Here is a 15,470-nt window from a genome sequence, read left to right as displayed (position 1 = left end):
TCACCGGAGCTTTGCAATTGCCTTCTCAATTCGTCGAGCTGACACCGGGTGCGCGGTACCAAGCTGTTGGGCAAACAGGCTAACTCTTAATTCCTGCAGCATCCATCTGACGTCTTTCACTGCTGTGGTTTTGTCTCGCCCGATCGGTAGCTGCTTCAATCGAGCTTCCAGCAGTACTTCGCACGCTGAGACTTCGTCTTGCAAATCAGCATCCCGATCGGGATCTCGATCCATCGCATCCAACCGAATTCTCATGGCCTTGAGGTATCGAGGTAGGTGACGAAGACGTGCACTGCCATGCACACTTAACGCATGCGGTGGCAAAAGAAACTCGAGCTGAGCCTGCATGTCATCAATCGCATCGCCGGACCAGCCGTCTAAGTCGGAGCGTATGTCCAGGTAGTCCACTAGCGCTGGTGCGAGGGAGACGACCATCTGCCGTACCGCGCCAGCTACAGCAGGTTTGATGCTTTCGGTCAGTTGCGTGAAGGCAGCTGGCGTTCGCACTGGTCCGCCGGCAGCGATGAGCAAGTCACGTACTGCCGCCACCTTTGCATCAGTGATCAGCCCTGGGAGGCCGCCGTGTGGGTAATGCTCTACGGCAACGCGCTGCTTCAACGGCAGTCCGTTAGCCATGTTCTTTCCTGGAGTTGGCAGTTCTCTAAGCAGAAGAGTCAAGGTCGAGGTCAACATAGCGGCGTCAGCTTCCGCCTGGGTAGGCATTGCATGGACGGACACGCCGTCGTTTGTCACAACTAGGGCTGGGTAGGCTACGATGTCTTGGCCATCTACCCTCGTCACAACTTCGGTTGCAATATCACCTTGAGTCTCGAAGGTCCACGTTGCTGCAGGCGCGACAACTTGTTTGCCCCGTTGAACAGCTTTGTTAACTGAGGCTCGGATCTTCCCAGAGCTACGGCTTTTCAGTGCTGCTAGTTCCTTGTCCGAATCTACAATCTTCCCGCGCTTATCGATCGCAGCGAATGTGACCCGGAGGTGTGGTGACAACTTCGTAGCATCGAAGTCAGAGGCATTGATTCCAACTGCACCGAAGCCACGAAGTACCTCCGCTAGCTGTTCGCGTAACGAGCCAAAATGTGGCTTCAACAAGGGAACAGCTCGCGCGGCGAAATCTGGAGCTGGAATAACAGTTCGTCGCAACGCCTTAGGTAAACTGCGAATCAGTTCAGTGACAAGCTCCAATCGCAAACCCGGAACCAGCCAATCGAACCCTTCCACTGATGCCCCGGCTAGCAATGGAACCGGAATGCGCACTGTGACGCCGTCATACTTGTTTCCGGGTTCGAATTGATACGTCAGTTCGAACTCAAGCGACCCCTGCCGCCACACGTCGGGAAACTGTTCCTCGGCAAACTCATTGGCACCCTCCGCCAAGAGCTTGGCGGGATCGAAGTTCAATGCGTCCGGGTTCTTGGGTTGTTCCTTCTTCCACCAAGAATCGAAGTGGCGCGCAGTGGTGATGGACTCTGGTAGACGCTGGTCGTAAAACGAGAATAGGGTGTCCTCATCGACTACTAAGTCGCGTCGACGCGCCTTATCTTCCATTCGCATGACATCGTCGAGCTTGGCAACATTGTCATGGAAAAACTGATGGTGAGTGTTCCATTGGCCGTCGATAAGCGCGCTGCGGATGAACATCTCACGTGCCGAAACTGGATCAACCTTGTGATAGGGCACTAGCTTATCGACGACCACCGTCACGCCAAACAGCGTCGACTTCTGGTACACCATTGCTGCGCCCCGCTTGGAAGACCAGTGCGGTTCGGAATGCTGGTGGCGTAGCAGGTCACCGGCGAGTTGCTCTAACCAGTTGGGGTCAATAGCGGCGACATCCCGGGCCCACAGCCTCGAGGTATCGACGAGTTCCGCAGCCATGATGAACTGAGGGGGCTTTTTCGCAAGAGCGGAGCCAGGGAAGATCATGAATCGAGTGCCACGTGCGCCGTGAAACTCCTTAGAGTCGCTCTCGCGTTGTCCGATGTGAGACAGAAGACCAGCCAGCAGTGATTGGTGCAGCGCATCGGCGCTCAGGGGAGTGGTTTCTGTTTTCCACCCTAATTCCTTAACAATGCCTCGCAGCTGACGGACGAGGTCCTGCCATTCTCTAATACGCAAATAGTGCAGGAATTCCCTCTTGACCAACTTGCGGAAGGCGTTTCCAGACAATTCGCGGGATTGCTCCATTAAGTACTCCCACAGCTTGAGATAGCTCAGGAAATCGCTAGAAGTGTCCTTGAATCGGGCATGGAGTTGGTCTGCCTGTGCTTGGTGATCAAGCGGACGCTCGCGCACATCCTGAATGGTCAGTGCAGCCACGATGATGATAACGAAGTCGAGGCAACCATTGCGGTCGGCTTCCACCAGCATGCGGGCTAGGCGGGGGTCAACCGGGATACGGGAAATCGTCCGGCCAATAGGGCTCAGCTGGGGCGCACCCTTATTCTCTTTTTGTGAAATCGCTCCAAGTTCGTGAAGCAGCAGGAGGCCGTCCCGAATTGCCTTGGAATCAGGTGCTTGCAGGAAAGGGAACTCTGCGATGTCACCCAGACCTAGCGATGCCATCTGGAGGATGACGCTCGCTAAGTTGGTGCGCAGAATTTCTGGATCGGTAAACTCTGGGCGGGAATCGAAGTCCTGCTCCGAGTACAAACGGATGGCGATACCGTCCGCTACGCGACCGCAACGACCCGAACGCTGGTTGGCGCTGGCTTGGGAAATGGGCTCGATGGGCAGGCGCTGGACTTTAGTGCGCGTCGAATAGCGGGAAATTCGGGCCAAACCAGTGTCAATGACGTAGTGAATACCAGGCACAGTCAGTGACGTCTCGGCGATGTTGGTAGCCAAGACAATTCGGCGCTTGGCATGTGGTGCAAAGACTCGGTGTTGTTCCTCATTCGACAGTCGTCCGAACAGCGGGACAACCTCAATGTTTTTGAATCGACGTTTATCAATCACCTCCATGGCATCGCGAATATCGCGTTCGCCAGAGAAGAAGCACAGGATATCGCCGTCGCCCTCGGCCATGAGCTCTTCTAAAGCGTGAACCAGGCCATCGAGTGGATCAATGTCGATGATTTTGTCTTCGTGCTCAATCTCGAGCGGGCGGTAACGAATTTCTACCGGATACGTACGCCCGGATACCTCGATGATCGGCGCCGGAGTGCCGTCCGCGGTGCAAAAATGCTCTGCGAATCGCTCCGGATCGATGGTCGCGGAAGTGATAATGATCTTGAGATCTGGCCGTTTCGGAAGCAGATTCTTGAGGTAGCCCAGTAGGAAGTCAATGTTGAGGGAACGCTCATGGGCTTCGTCGATGATGATCGTGTCATAAGCCCGCAATAGGCGGTCTCGCTGCAACTCAGCGAGCAAAATGCCGTCGGTCATCAGCTTGATGGTCGTGCTTTCGGAAACGCGGTCATCGAAGCGGATCGCATAGCCGACACTGTCACCGATCTGCTGGCCAAGCTCGTCGGAAATTCGTTCTGCCACCGAACGTGCCGCCAAACGACGTGGCTGGGTGTGTCCGATCAATCCCCGCACACCGCGCCCAAGATCCAGACACATTTTAGGAATCTGTGTGGTTTTACCCGAGCCGGTCTCGCCGGCAATGATCACCACTTGGTTGTCGCGAATAGCAGCCATGATGTCTTCGCGACGTGCACTGACGGGCAAAGACTCCGGATAGGTCACGTCAGGAAGTGACTCTCGCCGTAGCGCCAGCAGTGCTTCTGCCTCGGCGATGTCTTGGCCAATGGCGACCAAGGCGCGCGGTGATCGCGCCTTGGCGAGGCGCCGCCGGAACGAGTGGGCAGCGGCCAAAGAGACGTCGTCAAGGCGCGCGTACAAGTCTCGCTTGGAGGGCGCGGGTGCGGGAGAATGCGGGGTATTCATAGCTAACGCAACAGTTTAGCCCCGGCCACGCTCGAAGCGTTAGATCGCAGCGGCGAATGCCTTAGCCACGACTTTGCCGAACTCTTTAAACTCTTCCGCGCGGTGGGTAGAAGAACGGAAGGCCAAGCCGATGGTGCGGTGTGCTTGGACGTCGGCAGCGAAGGTAGCGGTAGCGATGCCTGGTCGGTGAGATTCCCACTCGAGAGCAGATTCTGGGATCAGGGTAGCGCCGAGCCCACCAGCCACACACTGCATGACGGTAGCGAGACTCGATGCCTGAGCTACCGCGGAGCGGGTGGTGGTTGGGTGCACAGCGACCATCCGGCAGAGGTCCACAACTTGGTCTCGCAAACAGTGGCCATCATCGAGCAGCAAAAGGTTAAGGTCCTGGAGGACAGAAAGTGGGAGATCGGTGCGGCCCGCCAGTGGATGATCAGCAGGCACAGCGATGACAAACTTCTCGGTGTACAGCGGGACCTCAATGAGGCCTTGCTTACCGGAAGGCAAGGCAATGAGAATGACATCGAGATGGCCGTCGCGAAGCTGCGAAATCAGCTGTTCGGTCTGAGCTTCCACGATGCGAGGCTCCAACTCGCCGAAATCACTGCTCATGAGGCGCAAGAACTGCGGCAGAATGTACGGGGCCACCGTAGGAATCATGCCGACGGTCAGCGGGCCAGCAAGTGAGCCCTCGGCGCCCTGTGCATGGCTGAGAAACTTGTCTGCTGCATCAAGCGTTGCTTTAGCTTCCGGCAACAGAGTCTCGCCGATAGGGGTGACAATCACGCGACGCGTGGAACGCTCGATCAATTGCACGCCTAGGCCAGTCTCTAGAGCGACCAGCGCCTGGGACAGGGAAGGCTGGGAAATCGCCAGTTTTGCGGCAGCCGTACCAAAGTGCTTGGTTTCGGCAATAGTCACAAAAGTACGCAGTTGTGCCAGGGTTGGGCGATATCCGCGATTTGCCATTGAATAATCCTCATCAAACTAAAGATTGGAGCTGGCCAAGGATCAGCCGAGTGGTAGCCTACGCGACAAATTGCGCGGTGTGGCGGTTTCCTTACCCGACCTAAAACCAGATTTGATCAGCTTTGAATAACAATTCTGTTACAACATTGCTTTTGATATCTAAACACTTTTGATGCAACAAGTCACTTACAGACTCAGACTGATGAACCTTCAGGGGGTAAAAATTGGCCTTCACCAGTGATTATTATGGCAAAACAGTGAATTAAACTCTGCCTAGAAACCCCTGATGCTCAAGGAACTCAAGACGACTTCGCCCACCTCATCGCTGGCATCAAGATCAACAACTGCCTCGAAAGCGAAGGACTTGTCATCTTCAGGATCCTTGATGATCTGCTCAGCCTTCCACCGTCTACCGGAAGTCTCCACAGAGAAGTAGTGGGGGCCACGAGCGCTTGGCCCAAGGTCGAGGTCAGCGTACTCATCAAAGTATGCATCCAAAGCTGCGCCGAAATCTGGGGCATCATCGAGATGAGCGGTCAAAGCCTGGAGATCCTCCTCCTTCTCCAAAGCAAAGAGCTCGACTAGACGGAACATGGCATTTCGGATCATTATCTTGAGCGCACGAGGGTTTGCTGACAATGCTGAAGGATCCTCGACACCGAACGCGAGCTCTCGAGCAATGGTGTCTGCAGACACTGGCGCATCAGGATCGGCCATTTGCGCCCACTCGTCAACCAGTGATGAATCCACCTGTCTTACCAGTTCGCCGAGCCAGACAATGATGTCCTCAAGCTCTTCTGTCAGATATTCCTTCGGCACAGAATGCTGTAGAGTACGCCAGGCATCGGTGAGGTATCGCAGAGCCACGCCTTCGCTTCTGCCAACCCCGTACGTTGCTACCAGGTCGGAGAATGTCATGGCGTGTTCAATCATGTCACGAACCACTGACTTCGGAGACAATTCAAACTCACGTACCCATGGATGCCCCTTGGCGTATGCCTCGTACGCATCCTCTAGCAACTCGTCCAAAGGCTTGGGCCAAGTAATGTCCTCCACGATGCTCATACGCTCTGTGTAGTCCACGCCTTCTGCCTTGAGAGCAGCGATTTCTTCACCGCGGGCAGCCTTTTGCTGTGCCACAAGAATTTGGCGTGGATCATCCAAAATCGCTTCAAAGACGCTGATGACGTCGAGAGTAAAGGTCTCTGACTCCCGATCAAGCAGCTCGAGCGCTGCAAGTGCGAATGGGGCCAGGGGCTGGTTAAGCGCGAAATCTCGCTGGAGCTCAGTGGTGAGCTGGTAGCGTCGCCCCTGCTCGTCCGGGCCATCGGGCAGCTTTTCGACGATCCCCGCTGTCAACAACCCCCGGAATAGTTCAATCGCGGTCAGGATGTCTCGGTTCTGCTTGGGCCGAGGATCGTGATTGCCGCGCAGGAGACCCCGCATGTGTTCGAACCCGTCTCCCGGACGGGCAATCACATTGAGGAGCATCGAGGTCGATACCCTGAACTGGCTGCTCATCGGTTCCGGGTCAGCGGTGGTGAGTCGTTCGTACGTGCTGGCAGTCCACGTGACTTCGCCTTGGCGCGCCACCTTCTTTTTGATCTTCTTGAGCTTTGCGGGATCTGTGCCCGCCTTTTGTCGAAGCCGGTAGTTTTCGATCTCATGCTCGGGCGCTTCGATGACAACAGTGCCGATCGTGTCGTAGCCAGCGCGTCCCGCGCGTCCAGCGATTTGGTGAAATTCACGAGACTTGAGCATGCGCATCTTCGTGCCATCGAACTTTGTCAGCCCTGTCAACAACACCGTGCGAATAGGGACGTTGATACCAACACCCAAGGTGTCAGTTCCGCAGATGACTTTGAGTAAGCCAGTTTGCGCTAGTTTTTCTACTAGACGGCGGTACTTGGGGAGCATGCCAGCATGATGGACACCGATGCCCTTGCGCACCAGTTTGGACAGCGTCTTTCCAAAGGTCGTAGTGAAGCGGAAATCGCCAATCTCAGCAGCGATGCGCTCTTTCTCCTCAGGGGTGAGCATGTTGATCGATGTCATGGCCTGAGCGCGCTCGGTAGCTTCACGTTGGGTGAAGTGGACGACGTAGATAGGAGACTTACCAGCAGAGAGCAGATCCTCAATGGTTTCGTGCACAGGGGAGTAGACGTAGGAGAATTCGAGGGGCACAGGCCGCTCGGCGCCCTTAACTACGTTGGTCGTGCGTCCGGTTCGCCTCGCTAGATCGCCTTCGAGAAAGGTCGTATCGCCAAGAGTGGCGGACATCAGCAGAAACTGCGCCTTGGGCAGCTCCAGGAGAGGCACCTGCCAGGCCCAACCACGGTCAGGTTCCGAGTAGTAGTGGAACTCGTCCATTACTACCTGGTCGATGGCAGCGTCTTTGCCGTCGCGAAGCGCTATGTTTGCCACAATCTCGGCGGTGGCGCAGATGATGGGCGCCCGACCATTAACGGTGGCATCTCCGGTCATCATGCCTACGTTTTCCGGCCCGAAGATATCGCAGAGACTGAAAAACTTCTCGCTGACGAGCGCCTTAATCGGGGCGGTGTAGAAGGAACGCTGGCCACGGGCCATCGCAATGAAGTGGGCAGCGATGGCCACCATGGACTTACCGGAGCCGGTGGGAGTAGCCAGAATGACGTTGTCGCCGGCGAGGATCCCGAGCGCTGCTTCCTCCTGGGCTGGGTACAGGGAGATTCCCTTTTGCTTAGTCCAAGATAGGAACGAATCGAAAATGGATTCGTCAAACAGTGACTCGGGGACTTCGCTGAGATCGGGCAACATCTGGCTGAGGTTCACCCATCCCAGCGTAGTCAAAGCCTTCCGGCTGGTGCGCTAGGAGTCGCCACTTTCTGTGTCGTCGTCCTCGGCATCTAAGCCTGCGAGGAAGCGTTCGAATTCCGCACCCAGCTCATCGCCCGTGGGGATCTCTGAATCTCCCGGCAGAATCTCGTTGCGCTGGTGCTGCTCCATCTCAGAGTCATACTGGCTTTCGAGGGCCCGAACTACCGCTTGGATTTCATGTGAGTCCTGGACCTGTTCTTCAATCTGGATTCGGACTTTCTCTGCGTCGGCCTCCAGAGCAGCCAGTGGAAACTTCAGTCCCGTGGTGTCAGAGATAGCGCCCAGGAGACGGTATGTAGCCTCTGGGTAATCAGAAGCAGCGAGGTAATGCGGGACGTGGGCGGTGAAACCTGCGACATTGCGGCCCCGCTTGTGCAGCTTCCGCTCGATGTGGAGTGATGCTGAACCAGGGATAATGATACGGCTGTTGATGGAGAACAGCTTGGACACCAACTCCTTAGAGTTGCCGTGTGCGGACACGACTAGCGGCCTGGTGTGTGGCACGGCCATGGGCGCTCCGTAGAGGCAGATGGTCTGCTGGACCCCAAATCGTTCGGCCAGGTCAGCGACTGAGCGTGTAAAGGATTCCCAGCGCAGATCTGGTTCGGGGCCAGAAAGCAGGAGGAAAGAAGTCCCGGCGCTGTCGCGGACCACGTGCAGGTTGAGTTCGGGCAGCTCTGCGTCGATGAGTTCGTTGTGCTCAATGGTGACGGCGGGGCGCCTCGAGCGATAGTCGATGAGTTCATCGGTGTTAAACGTGGCCAGCAGTCGGTGGTCCAGAGCCTGCAACAAATGCTCTGAACTGGATTCCACTGCCTGGCCGGCATCTGCGTATCCTTGCAGCGCCACGATGAGAGTTGGACCGTGCGACCCTTCGGAGGCCACGTCGGGCGCAGGGTATTCGAGTTCATACATGCGCGGCGTGCGGCCATTGCCTGCGAGCTCAGTCATGTCGTCTCCTCCTAGTGTCGCTGTTGTCAGTGTATTGCTTGGTTCGGTTGGACTAGCCAACCTGGTACTGCATCCAACAGGTATGAATCCTTCATTATTCCATGCCCGTGCATGACAGTGTCCAATCTCAATCCAGAGACCTTGTGGATAACTCGAGTTTTCCACAGCCAGGCGTGACTCGGTGGCAACCCCAACCGTGAGGAGCGCGAGTTTCCCAGATACTGCAGGCATGACATACTATTCAGAGCACACAACTCATGTGACACCTGGTTTCATCTTCTCCAATATCCCTGGCAGCCTCGGCTATCACCCGGAGGAAAGCCTCATTGTCTTTCTGTTCCACCGTGAGGACAACTCGGACACCGGCTGTCGCTACACACTTGGTCCGATGCTCCGCGCCGACATCGAACACCTTGATCAGCCCCATGACTTTCTTGGTTATGTCTGTGGCTTCGAACCCCACCTGATCTTCGCCGTGGCTATCGGAAGCGAGGCATCAGCGTCGGCTGCCCTAGAGTTTGAGGATCTTTGCCTCGAATTAGATTTGCCACTGGCCGCCGTCTGGCATGTGCCGGAACTGTACTCGGGTGCGCCCTATGAACGCATTGGGGGCGAGTCCGCCGCTGAACTTGGGCCGTTCACTTCCGGACGCGATGACTGGGACCGCGGACAGGTAGCGGAGATTCTGGCCGCTCCGTCGATGGAAGCTTTTCGACGGCGCGGGGAGCTCCCAGAGTTGTCGCGCGCGGAAAGCTATGCGTTCCTTTCGCAGCCGAATCCGAACACAACTCGACGCGACCGCCGCGGGCTAAGCAAACGCGGAAGACAACACGCGCTGGCGCTGCTGGCGGCCCTGGAAGAAAGCAGCCCGGAAGAGGCCGAGTACATGGTCGATTCATTGCTCGATGATGTCCAGGACGTGATCGATACCATCATTTCCCAGCAGCTAACTCCGGAGGAGATCTGCGAAGACATGGACCTGATCGAACAATGTGCGGTGTATTTTTCCCACCCGAGCTTGCGCGATCCTCTCTTGCAGTGGGCAGTGTCTGACTATGCGCAGGCTTTCTACGCGTTGAGCGTCGCCATTGCGCGATCCACTGACTACGAAACGAAAGCGAGTGCGCTGTGTTGCGCAGCGCTTTCGGCCTCGTACACAGGGCAAAAGCACCGAGTACTACAGGCCCTTCAGTTGGCTCACGAAGGTGCGCCAAAGCACCGGCTCACCGTGCTGATGGTGGAAGCGTTGCATTGTGGCGGGCTGGAGATGCTTTACCAGGCGTGCTATGAGGGTGCAATGCTGGCTCGGAAGGCGTTGCTGAGCAGCTAGCGAACGCGACGTGCGCTGTGCGCAGCCGACCCTAGATTCTTGGTAAACGCCCAGGCGTCGGAGACGATCGTCTCGAGGTCAGTTCGGGACGGAGCCCAACCAAGCTCGCGTTGGGCCTTCTCAGACGAGGCAATGAGTGTTGCGGGGTCACCTGCGCGGCGCGGTGCCACTTCCGCGGGGATCGGGTGTCCGGTGACGGTGCGGCACACGTCGATCACCTGACGTACCGAATAGCCATCTCCAGAACCGAGGTTGAAGATGCGATGACTGCCAGACTGGTTAGTTTCCATAGCTAGGAGGTGCGCATCGGCGAGATCACGGATGTGAATGTAATCGCGGACCGGGGTGCCGTCTGGAGTTGGCCAGTCATCCCCAAAAATCATGATCTTGTCGCGGTGTCCGAGCGCAACCTGGAGGACGAGGGGGATCAGGTGAGTTTCTACCTCGCGATTCTCGCCGACCGCGCCATAAGCGCCAGCCACGTTGAAGTAGCGCAGACTAGTGGCGGCAAGCCCGAAAGCTTTGGCATATGAGGTGATGGCGTAATCGATGGACAGTTTTGTGGCACCGTAGGCGTTGGTCGGTGAAGTTGGCATGTCCTCGGTGATTGGGACAACCTCAGGCTCACCGTAAGTAGCTGCCGTGGAGGAAAACACGAGGTTGTTAACACCGTGAGAACGCATAGCATCGAGCAGCGTGAGCGTGGTGACGAAGTTGTCATGCCAGTACTCGTCAGGCTTTTCTACAGATTCACCGACTAGCGAGCGGGCTGCAAAGTGCAACACTGCATCGAAGTCAGCGCCGGCCAACACATCCGCAATGACGTCCTTGACATCGCCCTCGACAAAGGTCGCAGCTTCCGGAACGGCGCTGCGATTGCCGGTAGTCAGATTGTCAAGAATGGTCACTTCGTGACCTTCCTCAACAAGTACATGCGCGCAGACGCTGCCGACGTAACCGGCACCGCCGGTGACCAAGACCTTCATGTTTTCCCTGATTTCCTCGAGCTTTTGTTAAAGAACGTCGATACGGATGGCGTGGCAAAGGTCCTCAGGAAGCGTGACAGTGGTCTCCCCGGACTGGATTTCGGCGCCAACTTTGCGATTAACGACGGTGATGTCGGCGCCTAATGTGATTCCGGCATCGCGTAGCTGTCCGACCATGTCGGTTTCGACCTGAATAATCTCATTAATCTGCTTCACGCGGGCATGCACTGTCTTGTCACGAGGCAAGTCAGCTATCCGCTTTCCGAGGGCTACAGTGGTTTCGCTGACACCGAGTTCGTCTAGACCTGGAATTGGATTTCCGAACGGAGAGGTGGTGTGCTCTTGCAGCACCTCCACCAGACGTAGCTCCACCTCATCACTCATCACGTGCTCCCAGCGGCACGCTTCTTCGTGGACCTTTTCGATTTCGAGGCCGATGACGTCGGTGAGCAACCGCTCAGCTAGGCGGTGCTTACGCATCACAGCAGTAGCGAGAGCGCGACCGGCTTCCGTCATTTTCAAGCTGCGATCGGATGCTACCTGGACCAGGCCGTCGCGCTCCATTCGGGCGACCGTCTGACTGACAGTAGGGCCTGATTGGTCCAGACGCTCGGCGATGCGGGCGCGCAGGGGAGTGATGCCTTCTTCTTCCAGCTCATAGATCGTCCGCAGGTACATTTCGGTGGTGTCAACCAAGTCCTTCAAGAACTCTCGACCTTTCTGGGAGGGCAGGCGATGCGTGTCGCGTCCTGCTCAACCGCGTGAGGAGGGCGATGTGCGTTGCCGAAACGAGATGATGGATACGAACGTGGTCGCATCCGCAATGGTCCTAATAGTAGCGCATCGGACATCGTCGTGGCGTGCAAAGTAAAACCCCTCCGGCTCCGCCGCGAAAAGCGGGAGAGCACGAAGGGGTACCCAAGGGGGATTAGACAGAGTAGTCACGAAGCTTGTCGGCGCGCTCGCCGTCACGCAGCTTCGCCATGACTTCGCGCTCGATCTGTCGAACTCGCTCACGAGAGAGACCGAACTTGCGGCCGATCTGGTCCAGGGTGCGTGGAACACCGTCATCGAGTCCGTAGCGCAGGCAGATGACGTCCTGCTCTCGCTGTTCGAGGGTGCCGAGAACAGAGCGGATGTCGGAATGGCGCAGCGAAGCGACGACAGCGGTTTCGGCATCCGTTGCCTCGGAGTCTTCAATGAAGTCGCCCAAAGGTGCTTCCTCGTCGGCGCCGACTGGCATATCCAGGCTCACTGGATCACGGGACTGACGAAGCAACATTTCAATCTTGGACTCGTCGATACCGGATTCTGCTGCGAGCTCTTCATTAGTAGCCTCGCGACCCAGGTTCTGGTACAGCTCACGCTTGATGCGGGAGAGCTTGTTTACCTGCTCAACGAGGTGGACAGGGAGGCGGATAGTACGGGACTGATCAGCCATACCTCGGGTGATTGCCTGGCGGATCCACCACGTGGCATAAGTGGAGAACTTAAAGCCCTTGGAGTAGTCAAACTTCTCCATCGCACGAATAAGGCCGAGGTTGCCTTCCTGGATTAAGTCAAGCAGGGGCATGCCTCGGCCGGTGTAGCGCTTGGCCAATGAAACTACTAGACGGAGGTTGGCCTCTAGGAGGTGAGCTCGGGCTTTCTTGCCCTCCTTGACCAACACTTTAAGGTCACGCTTCTTAGCGCGAGTGAGCGTATCGGCTTCATTTTCTAACAAATGCTCTGCATAAAGACCAACCTCAATGTCTTGCGCGAGGGTGACCTCTTCCTCAGCGTTCAAGAGGGGAGTCTTGCCAATTCCATTGAGGTAGACGCGGACTAGGTCCGCAGAAGGATTGTCATTGGAATGACCACGACGGCTGCCGCGATCTACCTCTGCTCCATCAATAGCTTCAGTGGACGGTTGAGTCATTGGTGCCTCCTGCTCGTCTTAGGTTCTACCCTTACTAACGGACAGCGGTCCGATTGAGTTCCCGATTGCCAAAAATCTTTCTCGGTTTTGGCCCATTAGCACTCGACGATAACCGTGAACGGCCCTTCGTTGACGCTGGCTACCTGCATCATTGCGCCGAAACGCCCTTCTTCCACGGTGATTCCTCGGCTTCGAAGTGCCTGGGCTATTTGCGCGATAACTGGTTGCGCTACTTCGCCGGGAGCGGCATCGCTCCACGACGGTCTGCGACCTTTAGCTGTACGGCCGTGCAGGGTGAACTGGCTGACCAAGAGAACCGGCGCACCCACTTCCTCTACAGATTTTTCTCCGTCGAGGATGCGAAGTTCGGCAATTTTGCGTGCCATGGTTTCCCAGGCATCAGAGCTATCTTCGCGACCCACACCCACGAGGGCGAGAATCCCGCCTGTTTCCGGGCAATTGATAGCGCCGACGACTTTATCATCCACGCGAACGCTGGCGGATGAGACCCGAGTCAAAACTGCGCGCATTAGTTCTCCTGGAATAACTCTGACGGGATGATGAACCCGTGGCGAATAAGATCGATGCACGCTCCGACGGCGGCAGGGCCGAAAGTCTCCACATCCACGTCATTGGCCATGGCGTACAGGTCGATAATCTCTCCCAGCGACAGCCCTGCCGGGTGCAAGCCGGAAACGATGCGCAGCAGATGCTCATCTACTTCATGGCTCCACCGAGGCCCGTCCATGCGGGTAATTCTGGTGAGCTCAGTGGCAAAGCCCATGCCTTGTTCCTGGTCCGGTATCGCAATCTTCTCACTTGCGAGCGAGGGGCGGACCAGAAATTGGGAAGCGAGGATGTCGGGCGTGGTGACTTCTCGGAGCCACTGGCAGCGCAGGAAGTACTCGCTGACTTCGTCTCTCAGAGGATCGCTGAAGTCGTGGCTGAGTTCCTCAGCGAGGATGTCGGAGGGGACGTCGTCGTCAAGGCGCTGCACCGCTACGTAACCAAAACCGATGCCGGTGACCCCATGCTCGGCGAAGTAATCCAGCCAGATCTCTGTCCGTTCGCGCGCTTCAGGCGAACGTGGGTCAATGGACTCGTCGCGCAGCCAGGTGCCCACGTACATTTCGGGATCGACTACATCGCGCTGCACAATCCAGGCGCACACTCCGGTATCTGGTAGCCAGGAAGCGACCCGGCTCTGCCAGCGGTCAGCGTCAGTGTGTACCCATGCGGCGAGGACATGTGCGGTACCGCCGGGTTTCAAGTGGTCGGCGAGCTGTGAAACAACCAGTTCGCTGGCGCCATCTAAACTCAATCCGGAATCCCGGTACACGTGTCCGATCTGTGGCAGACCGACAACGAACGGCGGGTTAGCCACAATGCGATCAAACTTCTCACCAGCAACTGGCTCGAACCAGGAACCTTCGCGCAGCTCGACATGGTCGTTCCCCGCGAGAGTTGCGCGGGCGAAGTCGAGGGCGCGTGCGTGCACGTCGGTGCCCACCACGCGCTTTGCGACGCCCAGCTGACCGAGAATCTGAATGCCGGAACCAGTACCTAGATCGAGCACGGCATCCACTGGATCAAGAGGAACTGTGGCAAGAAGTGAGAGGGAAGCCGCGCCAACACCTAACACGTGGTCCGGGCCGGGTACATGCTGCACCATCGAGGCATCTACGTCGGAAAAGACCCAGTGGTCCTCGCCTTCGACGACGTGCGGGATGATGTCGAAAGCGACAGAGCCGTCTTCGAGGATGAGCGCCGCTACCTCGGGACCAATGAGCTGAGCAAGGCTATCGAAAGAAACCTCGTCTTTGAGTAGGAATGCACGTACCAGCAGCGGGAGGGCTTCGTCGGCGCGACACAGTCGGCGTACCGCGGCCGGTTCGCCTCTGCGCCAGGCTGCCATCCCTGCCGGGCCGAGGAGATCCATCAGGCCCTCCAACGTAAACCGGTGAGTCTTAAATGCTGCCACCAAGGTAGGGGCAACAGCTGCGAGCTGGGCAGGAGAAGAAGTCACGTTGGGCACAGTCCTTATGTCCAGGGGGTTAAGAATCTAGTCGTGGTCAATGATCGTTGGCGGCGACTCGGGTTGCGAAGGTGCCTGGCCGAGCTCGAGCGTCTGCGCCTGTTCTTGCTTCAGAGCGAGAGTCTGCTCGACCTGCTGTTGTCGCGCCCGGGCAACTTGTGGCTTGTACACCTGCTTGGTGCGCTCGTCCTTGGCCTCGCCACGACCATTAGCAATTACTACCGCGATTCCGGGCAGCGGCACCGAAATAACGAAGAATATCGTGGCCAGGATCCAATTATGGAGCCACATATACGAGGCACCAGCAGCAAGCAAAAACGGCACACGAGAGAATTGGATCCAGGCATACACGCGCTTGCGGTGCGCCCAATCTTCGAGAGGAGATCGCGTCGCGTCCGTGATGAGAGCGGGCTTTGGTCGTCGAAAAGCGAAGCGGCGCCTTTTCCCGGTAGTTATCCAGCCCATATAGACAACCTTAATCCTGTTGCTACGTGCTTCACCACGATGGGG

General features: G+C 57.0%; 11 protein-coding genes. 1 reads left to right on the top strand and 10 read right to left on the bottom strand.

The genetic code is table 11. The annotated features are described in order from the left end of the window. From hrpA to CKALI_RS06605, 4 genes are all read right to left on the bottom strand, one after another. A complete protein-coding gene (gene hrpA, locus CKALI_RS06620) occupies positions 1 to 3,912 on the bottom strand; it encodes an ATP-dependent RNA helicase HrpA (RefSeq protein WP_156192542.1) in 3,912 nt (1,303 codons plus the stop codon). Positions 3,913 to 3,951: 39 nt separating this feature from the next. Further along, positions 3,952 to 4,881 (bottom strand): hydrogen peroxide-inducible genes activator, encoded by a 930-nt coding sequence (locus CKALI_RS06615; protein ID WP_156192541.1) that lies wholly within the window; start codon positions 4,879 to 4,881, stop codon positions 3,952 to 3,954. Positions 4,882 to 5,154: 273 nt separating this feature from the next. Next, on the bottom strand, positions 5,155 to 7,695 hold the full coding sequence (locus CKALI_RS06610; protein ID WP_197079650.1) for a DEAD/DEAH box helicase: 2,541 nt from the start codon (positions 7,693 to 7,695) through the stop codon (positions 5,155 to 5,157). A 36-nt stretch (positions 7,696 to 7,731) separates the two neighbouring features. After that, positions 7,732 to 8,691 (bottom strand): PAC2 family protein, encoded by a 960-nt coding sequence (locus tag CKALI_RS06605; RefSeq protein ID WP_231580422.1) that lies wholly within the window; start codon positions 8,689 to 8,691, stop codon positions 7,732 to 7,734. Between the two features lie 229 nt (positions 8,692 to 8,920). Between CKALI_RS06605 and CKALI_RS06600 the strand changes: the two genes are divergently transcribed. Further along, positions 8,921 to 10,021 (top strand): DUF4192 domain-containing protein, encoded by a 1,101-nt coding sequence (locus CKALI_RS06600; protein WP_156192540.1) that lies wholly within the window; start codon positions 8,921 to 8,923, stop codon positions 10,019 to 10,021. On the opposite strand, the gene galE is transcribed toward CKALI_RS06600, so the two are convergent. The 6 genes from galE to CKALI_RS06570 all read right to left on the bottom strand — a co-directional run bounded on the left by galE (position 10,018) and on the right by CKALI_RS06570 (position 15,425). Further along, positions 10,018 to 11,007 carry a UDP-glucose 4-epimerase GalE gene (gene galE, locus CKALI_RS06595; RefSeq protein ID WP_156192539.1) on the bottom strand — a complete coding sequence of 330 codons (990 nt, stop codon included), beginning with the start codon at positions 11,005 to 11,007 and terminating at the stop codon, positions 10,018 to 10,020. The genes CKALI_RS06600 and galE overlap by 4 nt on opposite strands. 27 nt (positions 11,008 to 11,034) lie before the next feature. Continuing rightward, positions 11,035 to 11,712: a metal-dependent transcriptional regulator gene (locus CKALI_RS06590; protein WP_156192538.1), complete on the bottom strand. Its 678-nt coding sequence runs from the start codon at positions 11,710 to 11,712 to the stop codon at positions 11,035 to 11,037. A gap of 223 nt (positions 11,713 to 11,935) precedes the next feature. Further along, complete coding sequence (locus tag CKALI_RS06585) at positions 11,936 to 12,925, bottom strand: sigma-70 family RNA polymerase sigma factor (protein ID WP_156192537.1); 990 nt, start codon at positions 12,923 to 12,925, stop codon at positions 11,936 to 11,938. A gap of 95 nt (positions 12,926 to 13,020) precedes the next feature. Further along, a complete protein-coding gene (dtd, locus tag CKALI_RS06580) occupies positions 13,021 to 13,455 on the bottom strand; it encodes a D-aminoacyl-tRNA deacylase (protein ID WP_156192536.1) in 435 nt (144 codons plus the stop codon). Continuing rightward, positions 13,455 to 14,951: a DUF7782 domain-containing protein gene (locus CKALI_RS06575; RefSeq protein WP_231580421.1), complete on the bottom strand. Its 1,497-nt coding sequence runs from the start codon at positions 14,949 to 14,951 to the stop codon at positions 13,455 to 13,457. The genes dtd and CKALI_RS06575 overlap by 1 nt, the downstream gene beginning before the upstream one ends. A gap of 36 nt (positions 14,952 to 14,987) precedes the next feature. After that, complete coding sequence (locus CKALI_RS06570) at positions 14,988 to 15,425, bottom strand: DUF3099 domain-containing protein (RefSeq protein WP_197079649.1); 438 nt, start codon at positions 15,423 to 15,425, stop codon at positions 14,988 to 14,990. Positions 15,426 to 15,470 lie beyond the last annotated feature (45 nt).

It is taken from the genome of Corynebacterium kalinowskii (genome assembly GCF_009734385.1).
GTDB classification, from domain to species: domain Bacteria; phylum Actinomycetota; class Actinomycetes; order Mycobacteriales; family Mycobacteriaceae; genus Corynebacterium; species Corynebacterium kalinowskii.
Note: the sequence above shows the minus strand (reverse complement) of the source record. Positions and strands in the feature narration are given on the sequence as shown.

Excerpts from the sequence above, each read along its gene's own strand:
- galE (WP_156192539.1), bottom strand. The coding sequence starts at position 11,007 with ATGAAGGTCTTGGTCACCGGCGGTGCCGGTTACGTCGGCAGCGTCTGC.
- CKALI_RS06570 (WP_197079649.1), bottom strand. The coding sequence starts at position 15,425 with ATGGGCTGGATAACTACCGGGAAAAGGCGCCGCTTCGCTTTTCGACGA.
- CKALI_RS06605 (WP_231580422.1), bottom strand. The coding sequence starts at position 8,691 with ATGACTGAGCTCGCAGGCAATGGCCGCACGCCGCGCATGTATGAACTC.
- CKALI_RS06615 (WP_156192541.1), bottom strand. The coding sequence starts at position 4,881 with ATGGCAAATCGCGGATATCGCCCAACCCTGGCACAACTGCGTACTTTT.
- CKALI_RS06600 (WP_156192540.1), top strand. The coding sequence starts at position 8,921 with ATGACATACTATTCAGAGCACACAACTCATGTGACACCTGGTTTCATC.
- hrpA (WP_156192542.1), bottom strand. The coding sequence starts at position 3,912 with ATGAATACCCCGCATTCTCCCGCACCCGCGCCCTCCAAGCGAGACTTG.
- CKALI_RS06585 (WP_156192537.1), bottom strand. The coding sequence starts at position 12,925 with ATGACTCAACCGTCCACTGAAGCTATTGATGGAGCAGAGGTAGATCGC.
- dtd (WP_156192536.1), bottom strand. The coding sequence starts at position 13,455 with ATGCGCGCAGTTTTGACTCGGGTCTCATCCGCCAGCGTTCGCGTGGAT.